At 56.5% G+C, this 19,675-nt stretch carries 15 protein-coding genes and 4 tRNA genes; 14 read left to right on the top strand and 5 right to left on the bottom strand.

Annotation, left to right across the window (positions count from 1 at the left end):
* Positions 1-22: 22 nt before the first annotated feature.
* From wecB to ACMGGX_RS08990, 13 genes are all read left to right on the top strand, one after another.
* Positions 23-1,153, top strand: coding sequence for a non-hydrolyzing UDP-N-acetylglucosamine 2-epimerase (gene wecB, locus ACMGGX_RS09050; RefSeq protein WP_024907964.1), 1,131 nt, complete (start codon positions 23-25; stop codon positions 1,151-1,153).
* Complete coding sequence (gene wecC, locus ACMGGX_RS09045; protein WP_181594035.1) at positions 1,150-2,412, top strand: UDP-N-acetyl-D-mannosamine dehydrogenase; 1,263 nt, start codon at positions 1,150-1,152, stop codon at positions 2,410-2,412. The genes wecB and wecC overlap by 4 nt, the downstream gene beginning before the upstream one ends.
* Positions 2,409-3,086 carry a dTDP-4-amino-4,6-dideoxy-D-galactose acyltransferase gene (gene rffC / locus ACMGGX_RS09040; RefSeq protein ID WP_348562347.1) on the top strand — a complete coding sequence of 226 codons (678 nt, stop codon included), beginning with the start codon at positions 2,409-2,411 and terminating at the stop codon, positions 3,084-3,086. Before wecC ends, rffC begins: the two co-directional genes overlap by 4 nt.
* Positions 3,087-3,090: 4 nt before the next feature.
* Positions 3,091-4,221, top strand: coding sequence for a dTDP-4-amino-4,6-dideoxygalactose transaminase (gene rffA, locus ACMGGX_RS09035; protein WP_023309640.1), 1,131 nt, complete (start codon positions 3,091-3,093; stop codon positions 4,219-4,221).
* Position 4,222: 1 nt separating this feature from the next.
* The gene (gene wzxE / locus ACMGGX_RS09030; protein WP_420298288.1) at positions 4,223-5,473 is read left to right on the top strand and encodes a lipid III flippase WzxE; all 1,251 of its coding nucleotides are present in this window, start codon (positions 4,223-4,225) and stop codon (positions 5,471-5,473) included.
* A complete protein-coding gene (locus ACMGGX_RS09025; protein WP_420298287.1) occupies positions 5,470-6,549 on the top strand; it encodes a TDP-N-acetylfucosamine:lipid II N-acetylfucosaminyltransferase in 1,080 nt (359 codons plus the stop codon). The genes wzxE and ACMGGX_RS09025 overlap by 4 nt, the downstream gene beginning before the upstream one ends.
* On the top strand, positions 6,546-7,898 hold the full coding sequence (gene wzyE, locus ACMGGX_RS09020) for an ECA oligosaccharide polymerase (protein ID WP_047059105.1): 1,353 nt from the start codon (positions 6,546-6,548) through the stop codon (positions 7,896-7,898). The genes ACMGGX_RS09025 and wzyE overlap by 4 nt, the downstream gene beginning before the upstream one ends.
* Before the next feature lie 12 nt (positions 7,899-7,910).
* A complete protein-coding gene (gene wecG, locus ACMGGX_RS09015) occupies positions 7,911-8,651 on the top strand; it encodes a lipopolysaccharide N-acetylmannosaminouronosyltransferase (RefSeq protein ID WP_320711522.1) in 741 nt (246 codons plus the stop codon).
* A gap of 197 nt (positions 8,652-8,848) precedes the next feature.
* Positions 8,849-10,234, top strand: coding sequence for a bifunctional threonine/serine APC transporter ThrP (gene thrP / locus ACMGGX_RS09010; RefSeq protein WP_023309635.1), 1,386 nt, complete (start codon positions 8,849-8,851; stop codon positions 10,232-10,234).
* A 102-nt stretch (positions 10,235-10,336) separates the two neighbouring features.
* Positions 10,337-10,413, top strand: a tRNA-Arg gene (locus ACMGGX_RS09005).
* A gap of 67 nt (positions 10,414-10,480) precedes the next feature.
* A tRNA-His gene (locus tag ACMGGX_RS09000) sits at positions 10,481-10,556 on the top strand.
* Between the two features lie 22 nt (positions 10,557-10,578).
* Positions 10,579-10,663, top strand: a tRNA-Leu gene (locus tag ACMGGX_RS08995).
* 45 nt (positions 10,664-10,708) lie between these two features.
* Positions 10,709-10,785, top strand: a tRNA-Pro gene (locus ACMGGX_RS08990).
* Between the two features lie 507 nt (positions 10,786-11,292).
* Here ACMGGX_RS08990 and ACMGGX_RS08985 read toward each other — a convergent pair.
* The 5 genes from ACMGGX_RS08985 to hemC form a co-directional block, all read right to left on the bottom strand.
* Complete coding sequence (locus ACMGGX_RS08985) at positions 11,293-12,504, bottom strand: MFS transporter (RefSeq protein ID WP_348562343.1); 1,212 nt, start codon at positions 12,502-12,504, stop codon at positions 11,293-11,295.
* A gap of 172 nt (positions 12,505-12,676) precedes the next feature.
* Positions 12,677-13,876 carry a protoheme IX biogenesis protein HemY gene (gene hemY, locus ACMGGX_RS08980; RefSeq protein WP_008501551.1) on the bottom strand — a complete coding sequence of 400 codons (1,200 nt, stop codon included), beginning with the start codon at positions 13,874-13,876 and terminating at the stop codon, positions 12,677-12,679.
* Positions 13,877-13,878: 2 nt separating this feature from the next.
* Positions 13,879-15,081 (bottom strand): uroporphyrinogen-III C-methyltransferase, encoded by a 1,203-nt coding sequence (gene hemX, locus ACMGGX_RS08975; protein WP_420298286.1) that lies wholly within the window; start codon positions 15,079-15,081, stop codon positions 13,879-13,881.
* A gap of 20 nt (positions 15,082-15,101) precedes the next feature.
* Positions 15,102-15,842, bottom strand: a complete 741-nt coding sequence (gene hemD / locus ACMGGX_RS08970; protein ID WP_033146904.1) for a uroporphyrinogen-III synthase — start codon at positions 15,840-15,842, stop codon at positions 15,102-15,104.
* Positions 15,839-16,780, bottom strand: a complete 942-nt coding sequence (hemC, locus tag ACMGGX_RS08965; protein ID WP_033146903.1) for a hydroxymethylbilane synthase — start codon at positions 16,778-16,780, stop codon at positions 15,839-15,841. Before hemC ends, hemD begins: the two co-directional genes overlap by 4 nt.
* Positions 16,781-17,130: 350 nt before the next feature.
* Between hemC and cyaA the strand changes: the two genes are divergently transcribed.
* Positions 17,131-19,674 (top strand): class I adenylate cyclase, encoded by a 2,544-nt coding sequence (cyaA, locus tag ACMGGX_RS08960; RefSeq protein ID WP_023309629.1) that lies wholly within the window; start codon positions 17,131-17,133, stop codon positions 19,672-19,674.
* Position 19,675 lies beyond the last annotated feature (1 nt).

Here is a 19,675-nt window from a genome sequence, read left to right as displayed (position 1 = left end):
CGCCTAATCGAAGAGAATCGATGTGAAAGTACTAACCGTATTTGGCACCAGGCCGGAGGCCATTAAGATGGCACCTCTGGTTCATGCGCTGGCCTGCGATCCTGATATTGAAGCGAAAGTCTGCGTCACGGCTCAACACCGTGAGATGCTCGATCAGGTTTTAACGCTCTTCTCCATCGTCCCGGATTACGACCTTAATATTATGAAACCGGGGCAAGGGTTAACGGAGATAACCTGTCGCATTCTGCAAGAGCTTAAGCCGATCCTGGAGTCATTCAAGCCTGACGTCGTGCTGGTACACGGTGACACCACCACAACCGTGGCGACAAGCCTGGCCGCGTTTTACCAGCGGATTCCCGTGGGGCATGTTGAGGCGGGTCTGCGTACCGGCAATCTTTATTCGCCGTGGCCGGAGGAGGCCAACCGCACGTTAACGGGTCATCTGGCGATGTACCACTTTGCGCCAACGGAAAACTCTCGTCAGAACCTGCTGCGTGAAAATATCGCCGATAACAAAATCTTTGTGACAGGCAATACGGTCATTGACGCGTTAATTTGGGTACGTGACCGCGTCCTGGCAAACAGCGATCTTCAGAAAGAGCTCGCTGCCCGCTATCCGTTCCTTCACAACGGCAAAAAAACCATTCTGGTCACTGGCCACCGTCGCGAGAGCTTTGGCCGGGGTTTTGAGCAAATCTGTCACGCGCTGGCTGAAATTGCCGCGCAGAATGACGATGTGCAAATTGTCTATCCAGTACACCTTAACCCTAACGTCAGCGAGCCGGTTAACCGGATCCTGGGCCATGTCGAAAATGTCCTTCTGATTGAACCTCAGGACTACATGCCGTTTGTCTGGCTGATGAACCACGCCTGGCTGATCCTCACCGATTCCGGCGGAATCCAGGAAGAAGCGCCATCCCTCGGCAAACCGGTGCTGGTGATGCGTGAAACGACCGAACGTCCGGAAGCCGTCAAAGCCGGTACGGTGCGTCTGGTCGGCACCAACGCGCAGCTCATCGTCGAAGAGGTCACGCGCCTGCTGCATGACGATGAAGCGTATCAGGCGATGAGCCGGGCCCATAATCCGTATGGAGACGGGCAGGCTTGTGGCCGTATTTTGCATGCACTTAAACACAATCGGGTATCGCTATGAGTTTTACTACCATCTCTGTCATTGGTCTTGGCTACATTGGCTTACCTACTGCGGCCGCGTTTGCCTCTCGTCAGCAACAGGTTGTTGGTGTGGATATCAACGCACGGGCGGTAGAAACCATTAACCGTGGCGAGATTCATATTGTGGAGCCCGATCTTGACCGCGTGGTGAAAGAGGCGGTGGAGGGGGGCTTCCTGCGTGCCAGCACGACGCCAGTTGAAGCGGATGCCTACCTGATTGCCGTCCCTACCCCGTTTAAAGGTGACCACGAGCCCGACATGGCATTCGTCGAGGCGGCGGCCAAATCCATAGCGCCTGTGCTGAAGAAAGGGGCGCTGGTGATCCTGGAATCGACCTCTCCGGTCGGCGCTACCGAGCAGATGGCACAGTGGCTGGCCGACGCGCGTCCTGATTTACGTTTCCCGCAGCAGGCGGGTGAGCAGGCGGATATCAACATCGCCTACTGTCCGGAACGCGTGCTGCCGGGCCAGGTGATGGTCGAACTGATTAAAAACGACCGCGTCATTGGCGGTATGACGCCCGTCTGTTCCGAACGTGCCAGCGCGCTGTACAAGATTTTCCTGGAAGGTGAGTGCGTGGTGACCAACTCCCGCACCGCCGAGATGTGCAAGCTGACGGAGAACAGCTTCCGCGACGTCAATATCGCCTTTGCGAACGAACTGTCGCTAATTTGCGCCGATCAGGGGATTAACGTCTGGGAGCTGATTAGCCTGGCGAATCGCCATCCTCGCGTGAACATTCTCCAGCCAGGCCCGGGCGTGGGTGGACACTGTATCGCCGTCGATCCGTGGTTTATCGTGGCGCAGAATCCGGCGCAGGCGCGTCTGATTCGCACCGCGCGTGAAGTGAACGACAGCAAGCCTCACTGGGTGCTCAATCAGGTTAAAGCGACGGTAGCGGATTGCCTGGCAGAGAGCGGCAAGCGCGCCAGCGAGCTGAAAATTGCCTGCTTTGGTCTGGCATTTAAACCCAATATTGACGATCTGCGTGAAAGCCCGGCGATGGAAATTGCCGAGATGATTGCCGAATGGCACAAGGGTGAAACGCTGGTGGTTGAGCCGAATATCCATGAATTACCGGCAAAACTGGCGGGGCACTGCACGCTGACGGCGCTGGACGACGCGCTGGCGACGGCGGACGTGCTGGTGCTGCTGGTAGATCATAAAGAGTTTAAAGCGACGTCCGGCGATGCCGTTCGTCAGCAGTATATTGTGGATACCAAAGGTGTCTGGCGTTGAACAGCCTGAATGGGGTGCTTGAGTCCCTGCAGTGGGAGAGTGCCTTTTTCGGTATGCCGTCGGCCATCGTACGTGTGCGCGATGACGCGCCGGTGCTGGCTGAATCAGATTTTATCGCCTGGCAACGGGTGCAGGCTAAGATCCCGGCGGAGCGCGCCGATCTGCTTGACGCGCTCCAGCAGCACGGCTTTCAGCTGGTTGAAGGTGAGGTAGACCTTTCCATTACCCTTACCCGGCACGATGCGTCCGGCGCGGAAATTGCAACCGAACAGGACATCCCCGTGCTGCGTCAGATGGCGGCCAAGGCATTTGCACAGAGTCGCTTTCGTGCGCCCTGGTATGCACCTGACGATAGCGGACGTTTCTATGCCCAGTGGATAGAGAATGCGGTCAAAGGCACCTTTGACCACGTCTGCCTGGTTTTCCGTGCAGGGGACGGTCAAATCCAGGGGTTCGTTTCGCTGCGTAAGCTCAACGAGCGCGAGGCGCGTATTGGCTTATTAGCCGGGCGCGGCATGGGTGAGAAACTCATGCAGGCGGCGCTGCACTGGGCGCAGCAGCAACAGCTTGTGACGCTGCGGGTCGCGACCCAACTGGGCAACACCGCCGCGCTTAAACGTTATATTGCGAGTGGTGCCAACATCGACGCCACCGCCTACTGGTTATACAGGTGACAAGATGATTCCATTTAACGCACCACCCGTTGTCGGAACTGAACTCGACTATATGCAGTCTGCCATGGGCAGCGGCAAACTCTGTGGTGACGGCGGTTTTACCCGTCGCTGTCAGCAGTGGATGGAACAGCGTTTTCGCAGCGCCAAAGTGCTGCTGACCCCGTCCTGTACGGCATCGCTGGAAATGGCGGCACTGTTGCTGGATATCCAGCCCGGTGATGAAGTGATTATGCCGAGCTATACCTTCGTTTCCACCGCAAACGCCTTTGTCCTGCGCGGAGCGAAAATCGTCTTTGTGGATATCCGTCCGGATACCATGAACATTGATGAGACGCTGATTGAAGCGGCGATCACCGACAAAACGCGAGCGATCGTGCCGGTTCACTACGCGGGCGTGGCCTGTGAAATGGACACCATCATGGCCATCGCCAAAAAACATAATCTGTTCGTGGTGGAAGATGCCGCGCAGGGCGTGATGTCCACCTACAAGGGACGCGCGCTGGGCACTATCGGCCACATTGGCTGCTTTAGCTTCCACGAAACCAAAAACTACACGGCGGGCGGAGAAGGTGGCGCGACGCTGATTAACGACCGGGCTCTCGTGGAGCGTGCGGAAGTGATCCGCGAAAAAGGCACCAACCGCAGCCAGTTCTTCCGGGGACAGGTGGATAAATACACCTGGCGCGACATCGGCTCCAGCTATCTGATGGCGGATCTGCAGGCGGCATATCTGTGGGCGCAGCTAGAAGCGGCGGAACGTATCAACCTTCAGCGTCTTTCCCTGTGGCAAACGTATTACGATGCGCTTGAACCGCTGGCCAAAGCCGGGCGCATTGAGCTGCCGACCATCCCGGCGGATTGCGTCCACAATGCGCATATGTTCTACATTAAGCTGCGCGATAACGACGACCGCAGCGAGCTCATCGCCTGGCTGAAAGAGGCCGAAATTATGGCGGTGTTCCACTACATCCCGCTGCACTCCAGCCCGGCCGGCGAAGCGTTTGGCACGTTCGCGGGTGAAGATCGTTACACCACGAAAGAAAGTGAGCGTTTGCTTCGCCTGCCACTGTTCTACAACCTCGCGCCTGTTAACCAGCGAACGGTGATTAATACCCTTCTGAGTTATTTCGGCTGATATGTCTCTGGCAAAAGCATCGGTGTGGACCGCCGCGTCCACGCTTGTAAAAATTGGCGCCGGGCTGCTGGTCGTCAAGCTGCTGGCCGTCTCATTTGGCCCCTCTGGCGTGGGGCTGGCGGGTAATTTCCGCCAGCTCGTTACCGTCCTTGGCGTGCTGGCCGGTGCCGGTATTTTCAACGGCGTCACCAAATACGTTGCGCAGTATCACGATGATGCGGCTCAGCTGCGCAGGGTGGTGGGCACCTCTTCGGCGATGGTCACGGGTTTTTCGACCCTGATGGCGGTTGTCTTTCTGCTGGCGGCGGCGCCCATCAGCCAGGGATTGTTCGGGCACACCCATTATCAGGGGCTGGTGCGTCTGGTCGCGTTGGTTCAGATGGGCATTGCCTGGGCAAACCTGCTGCTGGCGCTGATGAAAGGTTTTCGTGATGCCGCCGGGAACGCGCTTGCCTTAATCCTGGGCAGCGTCATCGGCGTGATTGCCTATTACTTCTGCTATCGCCTTGGCGGCTATGAAGGCGCGCTGCTGGGGCTTGCGCTGGTCCCGGCCCTGGTTGTTGTGCCTGCGACATTTATGCTGATGCGTCGGGGCGTCATCCCTCTGAGCTACCTGAAACCGCAATGGGACACGATGCTCGCCAGCCAGCTGGGTAAATTTACCCTGATGGCGCTCATCACCTCTGTCACGCTGCCGGTAGCCTACGTGATGATGCGAAACCTGCTGGCGGCGCATTATAGCTGGGATGAAGTCGGGATTTGGCAGGGCGTGAGCAGCATTTCCGATGCATACCTCCAATTTATAACGGCTTCCTTTAGCGTCTATTTGCTGCCAACCTTATCGCGCCTGACGTCCAGACAAGAAATTACGCGCGAGATTTTCCGATCTCTGCGCTTTGTGCTGCCGGCCGTCGCGGCGGCCAGCTTTACCGTCTGGTTACTGCGCGATGTCGCCATCTGGCTGCTGTTCTCGGCGAAGTTCACCGCCATGCGCGATCTCTTTGCATGGCAGCTGGTGGGTGATGTGCTGAAAGTGGGGGCTTACGTTTTCGGCTATCTGGTAATTGCAAAAGCGTCCCTGCGGCTGTATATCCTGGCGGAAATTAGCCAGTTTGCGTTACTGACAGCATTTTCACACTGGCTAATACCCTCGCACGGTGCGCTGGGGGCGGCTCAGGCCTACATGGCAACCTATATCGTTTATTTCGCCGCCTGTTGCGGCGTATTTTTATTGTGGCGTAAACGCGCATGACTGCACTGATTCACATCCTGGGATCGGATATCCCACACCATAACCAGACCGTTTTGCGGTTCTTCAACGACGAGCTGGCATCGGGTAATCCTGATGCGCGTGAGTTTATGGTTGCAGGTCAGGATAAGGGCCTGAGCGAGGCGTTTCCGGCGCTGACGATTCGCTTCTGGCCGGATAAGGCCGCGCTGGCGAAAGCGGTCATTGCCAAAGCCAAAGCGGATCGTAAGCAACGTTTCTTTTTCCACGGGCAGTTCAATACCGGCCTGTGGCTGGCACTGCTCAGCGGGGGGATTAAACCCTCCCAGTGCAGCTGGCATATCTGGGGAGCCGATCTCTACGAAGTCTCCCGCGGCTGGAAATTCCGTCTTTTCTATCCGCTGCGGCGCATGGCGCAGGGGCGCGTAGGCTGTGTGTTTGCCACCCGCGGCGATCTCAACTATTTTGCTAAACAGCACCCGAACGTGCGCGGAGAACTACTCTATTTTCCAACCCGCATGGATCCGGCGCTGAACGCCATGGCGAATGACGCGGTGCGTGAAGGCAAGCTGACGATCCTGGTGGGGAATTCCGGCGATCGCAGTAACGAACACGTCGCGGCGCTGAGGGCGGTGCATCAGCAGTTTGGCGACACGGTGAACGTGGTGGTGCCGATGGGCTATCCCACCAACAACGACGCTTATATTGCTGACGTTCGCCAACAAGGGCTTGCGCTGTTTAGTGCAGAAAACCTGCACATCCTTAGCGATAAGCTGGAATTTGATGAATACCTTGCGCTGCTGAGAAAATGCGATCTTGGCTATTTCATCTTCGCCCGACAGCAGGGAATCGGCACGCTGTGTCTGCTGATTCAGGCGGGTGTACCGTGCGTGCTCAACCGCGACAACCCGTTCTGGCAGGACATGGCCGAGCAGCATATTCCTGTGCTGTTTACCTCAGACACGCTGAATGTTGAGGTGGTTCGGGAAGCCCAACGCCAGCTCACGCTGGTGGATAAAAATAGCATCGATTTCTTCAGCCCGAATTACCTCACGCCTTGGCACCGTGCGCTGCGTATCGCTTCAGGAGACAACGCATGAGTCAGTTGCAATTCAGCGGCTTACTGGTTGTCTGGCTTCTGAGCGCCCTGTTTATTGCCACGCTTACCTGGTTTGAATTCCGCCGGGTGCGTTTCAACTTTAACGTTTTCTTCTCGTTACTGTTTCTGCTGACCTTCTTTTTCGGCTTCCCGCTGACCAGCATTCTGGTCTTTCGTTTTGACGTGAGTGTCGCGCCGCCGGAAATCCTGCTCCAGGCGCTTCTGGCGGCAACTTGCTTCTATGCCGTCTACTACGTCACCTATAAAACGCGTCTGCGTTCAGCGCAGGCTGCAGCCCCGCGTCGGCCGCTTTTTACCATGAATCGGGTGGAAACCCACCTGACGTGGGTGATGCTGATGACCATCGCTCTGGTCAGCGTCGGTATCTTCTTCATGCATAACGGCTTTCTGCTGTTTAAGCTTCACTCCTACAGCCAGATTTTTTCGGCCGAAGTCTCGGGCGTGGCGCTTAAGCGTTTCTTCTACTTCTTCATTCCGGCGATGCTGGTGGTCTTTTTCCTGCGCCAGGACAGCAAAGCGTGGCTGTTCTTTCTGGTCAGCACCGTCGCGTTTGGCATCCTGACCTACATGATTGTGGGCGGCACGCGCGCGAACATTATTATCGCCTTCGCTATCTTCCTGTTTATCGGCATCATTCGCGGCTGGATCTCGCTGTGGATGCTGGTTGCGGCAGGGGTGTTTGGCATTGTGGGGATGTTCTGGCTGGCGCTGAAGCGCTACGGCATGAACGTGGCGGGGGATGAGGCGTTTTACACGTTCCTCTACCTGACGCGTGATACCTTCTCGCCGTGGGAAAATCTGGCATTGCTGCTGCAAAACTACGACAAGATTGATTTCCAGGGGCTGGCGCCGATTGTTCGCGACTTCTACGTTTTTATCCCTTCCTGGCTATGGCCGGACCGGCCCGGCGTGGTGCTTAACACGGCAAATTACTTTACCTGGGAAGTGCTGAACAATCATTCCGGTCTGGCAATCTCGCCAACGCTGATTGGTTCCCTGGTGGTGATGGGGGGGGCGTGGTTCATTCTGCCCGGGGCGGTTGCCGTGGGGCTGATTATCAAGTGGTTCGACTGGCTTTACCTGCGCGGCAACGAAGAGACCAACCGCTATAAAGCCGCCATTTTGCACAGTTTCTGCTTTGGTGCCATTTTCAATATGATCGTTCTGGCGCGCGAAGGGCTGGACTCGTTCGTTTCGCGCGTGGTGTTCTTCATGGTCGTTTTCGGCCTCTGCCTGTTGCTGGCCAAACTGTTGTACTGGCTGTTTGACAGCGCAGGGCTCGTGCACAAGCGCGAGCGGCAGGGCAGCACAACGCTGTCGCAAGTCTGAGTAAGGATAGTAATGACTGATAAAATTTCTGCACCGCGCTACGCGCTACGTGGCCTGCAGCTTATTGGCTGGCGCGACATGCAGCACGCGCTGGACTTTCTGTTCGCCGACGGCCAGATGAAATCCGGTACGCTGGTGGCCATCAACGCGGAAAAAATGCTGGCGGTTGAGGATAATGCGGAAGTCAAAAGCCTGATTGAAGCGGCTGAATTTAAATACGCGGACGGGATCAGCGTGGTCCGCTCTATCCGTAAAAAGTATCCTGACGCTAATGTATCCCGTGTGGCGGGGGCCGATCTCTGGGAGCAGCTTATGGCCCGGGCTGGTGCGCAGGGTACGCCCGTGTTCCTGATTGGCGGAAAGCCGGAGATACTGGCCCAGACGGAGGGGAAACTGCGTCGTCAATGGAATGTTAATATCGTCGGCAGCCAGGATGGTTACTTCAAACCGGAAGATCGACAGGCTCTGTTTGAGCGCGTTCGTGACAGCGGGGCGAAAATTGTCACCGTGGCGATGGGCTCTCCGCGCCAGGAGATCCTGATGCGTGACTGTCGTCTGGTCTGTCCTGATGCCCTCTACATGGGCGTCGGCGGCACGTACGACGTCTTTACTGGCCACGTTAAGCGTGCGCCAAAGGTCTGGCAAAATCTGGGGCTGGAGTGGCTGTACCGCCTGCTATCGCAACCGACGCGCATTAAACGACAGATCCGTCTGCTTCGCTACCTCGCCTGGCATTACACCGGGAAAATGTAATTAAAATGTAGCGCGATATGCTATTCGCGCTGCAACTCGCCTGCAAAACTGCTGATAATCTGTGCAATGCATTCATTTTTTTAATGCATCGTTTGCCATTTGGCAGATTTTAGGAAACCATTCGCTCCGTATTTTAGTACCCCTAAAAAACAATACCCGGTATTAAGCCGGGAAACAGCAAACACAATCGAGGATCTATGGCAGAGAAACAACCGGAGCTACAGCGTGGGCTGGAAGCTCGTCATATTGAACTGATAGCGCTGGGCGGCACTATCGGCGTGGGCCTGTTTATGGGCTCCGCAAGCACGCTCAAATGGGCAGGCCCTTCCGTATTACTGGCGTACATTATCGCCGGGCTGTTTGTTTTCTTCATTATGCGTTCCATGGGCGAAATGCTCTTCCTGGAGCCGGTAACCGGCTCTTTCGCCGTTTACGCGCATCGCTATATGAGCCCCTTCTTCGGCTACCTGACGGCCTGGTCTTACTGGTTTATGTGGATGGCGGTGGGCATCTCAGAGATCACCGCGATAGGGGTCTACGTCCAGTTCTGGTTCCCGGACATGGTCCAGTGGATACCCGCGCTCATTGCCGTGGGGCTGGTGGCGCTGGCAAACCTGGCAGCCGTGCGCCTTTACGGTGAAATTGAGTTCTGGTTCGCAATGATCAAAGTCACCACGATTATCGTGATGATTGTCGTCGGCCTGGGCGTGATTTTCTTCGGCTTTGGCAACGGTGGACACGCTATCGGCTTTGGCAACCTGACCGAAAACGGCGGCTTCTTTGCCGGCGGCTGGAAGGGCTTCCTGACGGCGCTGTGTATCGTTGTGGCCTCGTATCAGGGCGTGGAACTGATCGGTATTACCGCTGGTGAAGCGAAAAACCCGCAGGTCACGCTGCGTAGCGCGGTGGGCAAAGTGCTGTGGCGCATCCTGATTTTCTATGTGGGCGCGATCTTCGTCATCGTGACCATCTTCCCGTGGAACGAAATTGGCACGACGGGTAGCCCGTTTGTTTTAACCTTCGCCAAAATTGGTATCACGGCGGCGGCGGGTATCATCAACTTTGTGGTCCTGACGGCAGCGCTTTCAGGCTGTAACAGCGGGATGTACAGCTGCGGGCGTATGCTCTATGCGCTTTCGAAGAATAACCAGCTGCCTGCGGCGATGAGTAAAGTCTCACGTGCCGGCGTACCGGTGGCGGGTGTGGCGGTCTCCATTGTAATCCTGCTGATTGGCTCTTGTCTGAACTACATCATCCCGAATCCGCAACGCGTGTTCGTTTACGTTTATAGCGCCAGCGTACTGCCGGGCATGGTGCCGTGGTTTGTTATCCTCATCAGCCAGCTGCGTTTCCGCCATGCGCATAAAAAAGCGATCGAAAGCCATCCGTTCCGCTCAATTCTGTTCCCCTATGCGAACTATTTGACGATGGCGTTCCTGATTTGCGTATTAATCGGCATGTACTTTAATGAAGATACCCGCATGTCGCTGTTTGTCGGGATGATCTTCCTGGCGGCTGTGACGGCCGCATATAAGCTTTTTGGCCTGGGTCGCCGCGGCACCACGCAGAAAGTGGAGGAATAAGCGGCAAAATGTGCAAACCATAACCAAACGCGCATTTTTTTCAAAAAAGCACTAGACAGCGGGGACGGAGGTACGTAATATCCAGCCCCGCAACGGCGCTAAGCGCCCGTAGCTCAGCTGGATAGAGCGCTGCCCTCCGGAGGCAGAGGTCTCAGGTTCGAATCCTGTCGGGCGCGCCATTTTAGTCCCGGCGCTAGAGCTGCGGTGGTCTGAGAAGTAGTCAGTACCGCGTGAAAGAATACAGTGGTGGCTATAGCTCAGTTGGTAGAGCCCTGGATTGTGATTCCAGTTGTCGTGGGTTCGAATCCCATTAGCCACCCCATTATTTGAAAGAGTTGTGAATTGCGAAGGTGGCGGAATTGGTAGACGCGCTAGCTTCAGGTGTTAGTGTCCTTTGGATGTGGGGGTTCGAGTCCCCCCCTCGCACCACGACTTTTTAAATGAATTGAACTAAAAATTCAAAAAGCAGTACATCGGCGAGTAGCGCAGCTTGGTAGCGCAACTGGTTTGGGACCAGTGGGTCGGAGGTTCGAATCCTCTCTCGCCGACCAATTTTGAACCCCGCTTCGGCGGGGTTTTTTGTTTTCTGCGGCTTCTCATCCCTGTAGTCATTCTCCGACAGCGTCCTTTTTCTTTGTCGCAATCCAGAGACATGCAACTCATTGAAATTTAAATAAAAAACAATTTATGGGTTTTGCTGTCTCCTCCTGGCGACATATTCCCGCCTTTTCCCGATACGTTGTAGCGCTTAAGACGGCGCTTAGCAGCATAATTTCCTTTTATCTTAAAATGTTGCGTCATGTAAAAGTTCTGGGTGTTATGTTGGCACGTTACGTGCAATAATATACGCGTAGATGCTCATTCCATCTCTTATGTTCGCCTTAGTGCCTCATAAACTCAGGAATGACGCAGAGCCATTTACGGTGCTTATCGTCCACTGACAGATGTCGCTTCGGCCTCATCAGACACCATGGACACAACGTTGAGTGAAGCACCAAATATGTTGTCTTACAGACCTGTTTTAACGCCTGCTTTTATAGCAGGCGTTTTTTTATGCCTTATTCCCGATACAAGCGCATGATCAGGGCAACCATCAGCAGGGCCGATGCAGAAACAGCATAGAGCGCCTGTGCTGAGCCAAACCCTGAAGCCACCGCCGCTGCAATGCCGGTGAAAAGAGAGGCGCTGAGCGTTTGCCAGCGCCAGGCTTTACCGCTGGCCGAAGCGGTTTGCGTGAGAGGAAAACTACTGAGTACCCCAAACGTGCCCGCTGCGAAGAGAACATTCGAGGCCAGATGCGCGAAAAAGATCATCCCCAGCGCGCATACCGTCCACCCGGACAAAAAAGGCAGCATGCCGTAAGCGGCCAGAAAAATGCTCAGGCAAACGATTATTCGCGGCGTGTGGGCCGCAACGCGCGTCAGGCTCTCTTTTTTTAGCAGCAGGGGGCCACAAAGCTGCCCCAGACTCCTCGCGAAAAGCAAAGGCAAAGCAAGGCCCGCCGCATCCTGAGGACGGAGCTGCTGGGCCAGTGCCGGAAGAAGCGCCATCGCCGGTGAGCCGACGGCGGCCAGCGCCGGCAGGATGAGCAGGCTGCGTTTCTGCCGAACGGTCAACGCCTGCCAGCGTAATGTTGCAGAATCCCCCTTTTCCATAGTGGTGGGGCCTGGTGTCGGAGAAAACCGGCGTCCAGCCAGCCATAGCAGTACTAATGAGCCCAGAAAGCTCGCGGCATCAATGGCCAGCAGGGTAAACACGGATGTCTTCTGAAACAGCACCACGCCGAGTCCGGTCCCTAACAACACCTGAGAAGCAAAAATCACATTTTCCAGACAGGTCGCAGCAGGCAGCTCTGCTTCGCTAAGTCCGCGCTTAAAGAGCAATGTCAGCGCGGGCCAGCTCATCCCGCTGAGCAGGGCTTCGGTGGATTGCACGGCGAGCAATGCGGCAACGCTGTGGTAACCCACGCCAAGCATGGGAAAGAGCAGGGCGAGCAGGCCCAGCCCCTCGGTCAGTATCAGCAGGGATATCGGCGAAAAGCGTGAGCACAGCTTCTCACCGAAGATACTGCCGATGAAACCTGGTACCGTAGCGAAAAGAAAAGCGAGAGTGAGCAGAGCGGGCGGGGCTGACCACGCTAGCAGCAAACCGAAGACCACAACCTGGGTTAGACCATTCCCCAGTGACGAAAAGATAAAAGCACAGGCAAGCAGGCGCAGCCAGCGGTGGCAGCGCAGCGCCTGGATAAGCGCATACAAAAGCGAGTTCATTGAGATTTCCTTTCAAAAACGATTTAGTCCACGCTGCAAAATGTGCGCGTGTGTGAAAAAAGGTTAATGAAAAGACATCGTTACATTGGCGGATTCGTTTGCGGATGTGGGTGCAAAGAATGTAGCAGGAGAAAGGCGATAAAAAAAGGAGGCCCTCTGGCCTCCTTTTTATTTACTGCTGCGTACCGTTATTTTGCAGCGTTAGCAGTAATCCGTCACGCCGCATGGCGGCTGCCTCTTCCGGCTTGTGCTGCTTGTCCAGCGTATCTGCAAGCCATGCGTAGTCAAACGCGTCCGGACGCTGTTTCAGCGCCGCACGGAAGGCGAGGCTCGCCTCCTGCCATTCTCCGTGCTTCATCAGCGACTGACCAAGCGTGCTCCACAGCAGCGGGCGATCACCGACGGTTTTAATCTGCTGACGCAGCACTTTTTCGATTTGCTCAGGATTATTGGTTTTCAGGCGCGGGATCACCATCACCAGACGATCGTCATACTGGCGCTTCAGGCCGTCGAGGAGGATCTCCTGAGCCGTGTCATGATCGTCACATTCAATAAGATGTTCCGCCATGGCGACCTGCAGAGGAACCTGCTGGCGCGTCTTACGGCTCTGATTCTTCCACCACGTTTTCAGACCGTCGCTGCCCAGGTCGGCGCGCGCCTGATCCATCAGGCCAATCCATGCCAGACGCTGAAGCTCATCACGATGTTCATCGTCACCCACCTCGGCCTTCGCCATTGACGGAATGATGTCCAGCAGCGAACCCCAGGCGCCGGTACGAATATACGCCTGCTCGGCAAGACGCAGCACTTCCGGATGACGTGGCGCAACTTCCAGCAGGCGATCGATACCGTGGCGAGCCGCGTGATTTTCATTGCGCGCCAGCTGCAGACGAACGCGCGTGATTTCTACAGGAATCGGGTCGCCGTGAGCCAGCTCAGCCGCCCGCTCCAGATGCTGATTGGCGCGGGCTTCGTCACCGCGCTGCTGCGCCGCTTCGGCAGCGAGCAGATAATTCACCACCGGCTGTTCGGCATGGTCGGCGTTTTTCGACATCAGCTTTTCAACCTGCTGATAGTCACCCTCGGCAAGCTTAAGCAGCGCCTGTTCGGTCTGCTTACGGGCGCGGCGGCGTTTGCGGCCAACGAACCAGCCGCGCGTGTGGGCACCGGTGCGGAAAATGCGGCGCAGGATCCACTCGATCGCAAACAGCACTACCACGCCGAGGATCAGAATGATCGTCAGGCCGGTTACGCTGGTTTCAATGTTGTAGTTATCCGTCTGGATAAGGACGTAACCCTGATGGCCCGCAAGCATAGGTCCCAGCACGATCCCGGCGATCAGCAGGATGAAAAGTAAGAGAACTTTTAGCATCATTACTCTCCTTGCGGTGCGCTTTCAGGCGCCGGAGCCGGGGCAGGTGCCGCTCCGCCCGACGGCTCTGCCGGCACGCCCGGCTGCGCCAGCAGGTTACGTACGCGCGTCTGCATCAGCTTCTCCAGAATCGGCTGGCTGGCCAGCTTATCCGGCACGTTCATGGTGATGTTCTGCTGGCTCAGCTTATCAATGTCTTCGAGGAAGGCGGTGGTCGTCGCATCATCGGTGTTGTAGTAGGCGCGTACCCACGTCGAGACGTTATCCAGCGCCTGTTTGTACGTCTCTTCCTGATGACGCGGCACGGCCTGAGCCGCTACCAGCAGGCGGGAACGAATGTTCTCGCGCAGATAGATATCCTGGTTCGGCGCCAGCAGCGGCACGGCGGTTTCGTCGCGACGGCGGATAGTGATGAAGCTGTCCATAAAGTTCTGCCAGCTTTTCTGCAGGTTGATACGCCATTCGCTCAGGGAGCTGGAAAGCTCGGTACCGTCGGAATCCATCGGGGAGTCGTCGTCGTTATTATCCGCCAGCTGCAGGTTATCAATCTGATTCGACAGCTGGTTCACCTTTAGGATAATGCCGTCGTAATCCACCTGCGAGACGGCGGAGAGGCTGGCGATGTCCTCGGTGATCGCGCGACGCGCGGTGATAAGGCTCGGGTCGTTCATGTCTGCCAGGCTCGCATCGGCGCTTTTCAGCAGCGCGGCGGCAGTGGTGACGTCCTGATCGCTCCAGAGCTTACGTCCGGCGAGCTTCACCAGGAAGTCAGCCTGCGAGAGCAGCCAGGTTTTGGCATCGGTACCGGAAATCGTGGCGACTTTCTGCTGCACGTCGCCCAGCTGTTTAGCCAGCTCTTCCTGTTTGCTGTTCGCCTCGGCAAGCGCGGCGGCCTGCTGCTTAATCACCGTTTCCAGCTCGGTTTTCTGCGTCTCCTGCGCTTTTTGCAGGGCAGTGAGCTGATTCACCAGCGCATCGCTGGTGGACGTCTGATTCGCACCCTGTTGCTTCACCAGGCCGTACAGGCCAACCCCTGCTGCCAGCGCAATGGCAATGGCAATGGCAATCGCGCTCAGCGCGAGGCTCGTTTTGTTGCTGCCGTTTTTCTTCTCAGCGGTTTTCTCAGTCGTCTCTGGCTGTGGCGTCGTCTCCACAGTCTCCCTGGTCTCTTCAACCACGGCGGAGGATTTGTCGTGTTCCGTCATTATGGCTTCCCATTTGAGAGTTATTGTAATGCGCGCAGCAGCGCATCGTTGTCGGCGTTATCAGCGATCCGAATATCCTGCCAGCCCAGTTCCCGGGCCTGGTTCGCCAGACGCTCACTGACGACCAGAAGCCGACAGCGGAGTAACCAGTTTTCGCGATACCAGAGCGGTATCAGCGACCAAAGCTGTTGTAACATTTCACCGCTGGTGACCACCAGCGTATTAATGCCGCGCGCGTGCCAGCGCATCGCCTCTTCCGCGCCATCGTAGTGTTTTGCACAGCGCTGATAGCACTCAACGAACGTTACGTCTGCACCGCGTTCACGCAGCGTTTCGCCCAGCAGCTCGCGACCACCGTTGCCGCGCAAAATGAGCGCACGCTTTCCGGCAATAGTTTGTAATTCAGGTAATTGTAGCAAGACTTCGCTGATTTCCCGATCTAACGGGTAACGAACGTCCGCGCTGCTTACGGTATGCAGCGCCAGTGCCGTTGTGCGGCCAATCGCGAAATAGCGGGGGGCAAGTGGCCAGGCTAAACCCTGCTGTTGCAGCTGCGCGTGGGCAAATTCCACGGCATGTTGCGACAGCGCAAACAGCAGGTCGCCTTCCTGAAGGGTATTCATCTGGTCGGCGAGCGCAGAGAGCTCCCGACCGGGGGAGAATTCAATGAGCGGAAAACTCCAGGCCACCTGCCCCAGTGTGCGCAGACGGCTCACTAACTGCTCTCCTGCGGGAGAAGGGCGGGTGACAAGAATACTCATGCAGGGGGCTCTCCATTATAAACGTCAGCCAGAATCTCGCGGGCGCCGTTATCCAGCAGCTCTTCCGCCAGCGACACGCCAAGCTGCTCGGCATCTTGCGCTTTACCGCGACGTTCGCCGCGTACCATCTGGGAACCGTCCGGAGCGCCCACCAGCGCGCGCAGCCACAGCTCACCTTCTGTTAATTCAGCATAGCTGCCAATCGGTACCTGACATCCTCCTTCGAGGCGGGTATTCATCGCACGCTCGGCTTTTACGCGGATAGCGGTCTCGTCATGGTTCAGCGGTGCGAGCAGTTCGCGGGTACGCGCATCGTCCAGACGGCACTCGATGCCGACGGCACCCTGGCCCACGGCCGGCAGCGACAGTTCTGGCGGCAACGCCACGCGAATGCGCGACTCCAGTCCCAGACGCTTGAGGCCGGCAACGGCGAGGATAATGGCATCGTAATCGCCGTTATCCAGCTTGCCCAGACGCGTTCCGACGTTACCGCGCAACGAGCGAATGATCAGGTCAGGACGACGTTCCGCCAGCTGACACTGACGGCGTAAACTGGACGTGCCAACCACGCTACCCTCCGGCAGCGCGTCGAGCGAGTCATAGTGGTTAGAGACAAACGCATCGCGCGGATCTTCGCGCTCGCAGATGGTCACCAGCCCCAGCCCTTCCGGGAACTCGACGGGCACGTCTTTCATTGAATGTACGGCGATATCGGCGCGGTTCTCAAGCAATGCCAGTTCCAGTTCTTTGACAAACAGGCCTTTGCCGCCCACTTTCGCCAGGGGCGTATCGAGGATCACGTCACCGCGCGTGACCATCGGCACCAGCTCGACGCGCAATCCACTGTGGCAGGCTTCAAGGCGCTGCTTCACATAATGTGCCTGCCAGAGCGCGAGGGGGCTTTGGCGTGTGGCAATTCTCAAAACATTGTCTAACATGCTTGTTACCGTCATTATCAATCGCTAACCATCCTAACATTGTTGACTCTGGGATGGCAGTTTTACGGTTGATGAAGCGTGAGAGGGACAAGGCGGCGTATTCGTCAGCCATAGCCGTATTCAGGAATTTACACGTACAGAACGGTGCTACACTTGTATGTAGCGCATCTTTCTTTACGGTCAACCGGCAAGGTGTTAAATTGATCACGTTTTAGACCATTTTTTCGTCGCTACCGCCAAAAATGATAAGGGCGAAAAAGGGTAACGGTTATCTTTTTGAAATACTGCGGGTCCGCTGTTATTCGTGTTTTGAATAGCTTGCGACACCCGGAAACATCAGGCGATACGTCTTGTACCTCTATATTGAGACTCTGAAACAGAGACTGGATGCCATTAATCAACTGCGTGTGGATCGCGCGCTTGCTGCCATGGGCCCTGCTTTCCAGCAGGTATACAGTCTGCTGCCGACATTATTGCACTATCACCATCCGCTGATGCCTGGCTACCTTGACGGTAACGTTCCCCAGGGCATTTGCCTTTTCACGCCTGATGAAACCCAACAGCATTACCTGAACGAGCTGGAACTCTACCGCGGCATGCCGCCACAGGAGTCTCCGAAAGGTGAACTGCCGATTACCGGCGTTTACTCTATGGGGAGCACCTCATCGGTAGGGCAAAGCTGTTCTTCGGACCTGGACATCTGGGTCTGCCATCAGTCCTGGCTCGATAACGACGAGCGTCAGCTGCTGCAGCGCAAGTGCAGCCTGCTGGAGAGCTGGGCGGCCTCGCTCGGCGTGGAAGTAAGCTTCTTCCTGATTGATGAAAACCGTTTCCGCCATAACGAAAGCGGCAGTCTGGGTGGTGAGGACTGCGGCTCGACTCAGCACATCTTACTGCTGGATGAATTTTACCGTACTGCTGTGCGTCTGGCCGGGAAGCGTATTCTGTGGAATATGGTCCCGTGCGAAGAAGAAGAGCATTACGATGACTACGTCATGTCGCTTTACGCGCAGGGCGTACTGACGCCAAACGAATGGCTGGATCTTGGCGGCCTCAGCTCTCTGTCAGCCGAAGAGTACTTTGGCGCAAGCCTCTGGCAGCTCTATAAGAGTATCGACTCACCGTACAAAGCGGTGCTGAAAACGCTGCTGCTGGAAGCCTATTCCTGGGAATACCCTACGCCGCGCCTGCTGGCGAAAGATATCAAGCAGCGTCTGCACGACGGGGAGATCGTCTCCTTCGGGCTGGATGCTTACTGCATGATGCTGGAGCGCGTGACCGAATACCTGAAAGCCATTGATGACACCACGCGTCTTGACCTGGTGCGTCGATGTTTCTATCTCAAAGTCTGTGAGAAATTGAGCCGCGAGCGCGCCTGCGTGGGCTGGCGTCGTGAAGTGGTCAGTCAGTTAGTGAAAGAGTGGGGATGGGACGAAGCGCGTCTGTCCATGCTCGACAACCGGGCCAACTGGAAAATCGATCAGGTGCGTGAAGCGCACAACGAACTGCTCGATGCGATGATGCAAAGCTATCGTAACCTGATCCGCTTTGCGCGCCGTAACAACCTCAGCGTTTCCGCCAGCCCGCAGGACATCGGGGTCTTGACCCGCAAGCTGTACGCCGCGTTTGAAGCGCTGCCGGGTAAAGTCACCCTGGTTAACCCGCAGATTTCGCCAGACCTGTCAGAACCGAACCTGACCTTTATCTACGTGCCGCCGGGCCGCGCAAACCGCACCGGGTGGTATCTGTATAACCGTGCGCCAAGCATGGACTCAATCATCAGCCATCAGCCGCTGGAGTATAACCGCTACCTGAACAAGCTGGTGGCCTGGGCCTGGTTTAACGGCCTGCTGACCTCGCGCACGCGCCTGTTTATCAAAGGCAACGAGGTGGTTGATCTCGCTAAGCTGCAGGAGATGGTCGCGGATGTCTCGCACCACTTCCCGCTGCGTCTGCCTGCCCCAACGCCGAAAGCGCTCTACAGCCCGTGCGAAATTCGCCATCTGGCGATTATCGTCAACCTGGAATATGACCCGACGGCGGCCTTCCGCAATCAGGTGGTTCACTTTGACTTCCGCAAGCTGGACGTCTTCAGCTTTGGCGAGCAGCAAAACTGCCTGGTGGGCAGCGTGGATCTGCTGTACCGCAACTCGTGGAACGAAGTGCGTACCCTGCATTTCAACGGCGAGCAGGCGATGATCGAAGCGCTGAAAACCATTCTCGGCAAGATGCACCAGGATGCCGCACCGCCGGACAGCGTCGAAGTGTTCTGCTACAGCCAGCACCTGCGCGGTTTAATTCGTACCCGCGTGCAGCAGCTGGTTTCCGAGTGTATCGAACTGCGTCTCTCCAGTACTCGCCAGGAAACCGGGCGCTTTAAAGCGCTGCGCGTCTCTGGCCAGACCTGGGGCCTGTTCTTCGAACGTCTGAACGTGTCGGTACAGAAGCTGGAAAACGCCATCGAGTTCTACGGCGCGATTTCACACAACAAGCTGCATGGCCTGTCGGTGCAGGTGGAAACCAACCACGTTAAGCTGCCGCAGGTGGTGGACGGATTCGCCAGCGAAGGGATTATTCAGTTCTTCTTTGAAGAGTCGGGCGACGATGCCGGGTTCAACATCTACATTCTGGATGAAACCAACCGCGCCGAGGTGTATCACCACTGTGAAGGCAGTAAAGAGGAGCTGGTGCGCGACGTCAGCCGCTTCTACTCCTCTTCGCATGACCGTTTCACCTACGGCTCAAGCTTTATCAACTTTAACCTGCCGCAGTTCTACCAGATTGTGAACGTCGACGGTCGTACGCAGGTGATCCCGTTCCGCACCCAGGCCGTAACGCCTGCCGCGCCTGCCAATCAGGACACCGCGCCGCTGTTGCAGCAGTATTTCTCCTGAG

Origin of the sequence: Enterobacter sp. BNK-29 (assembly GCF_048684785.1) — a bacterium.
Lineage (GTDB): Bacteria > Pseudomonadota > Gammaproteobacteria > Enterobacterales > Enterobacteriaceae > Enterobacter > Enterobacter cloacae_M.
Note: the sequence above shows the minus strand (reverse complement) of the source record. Positions and strands in the feature narration are given on the sequence as shown.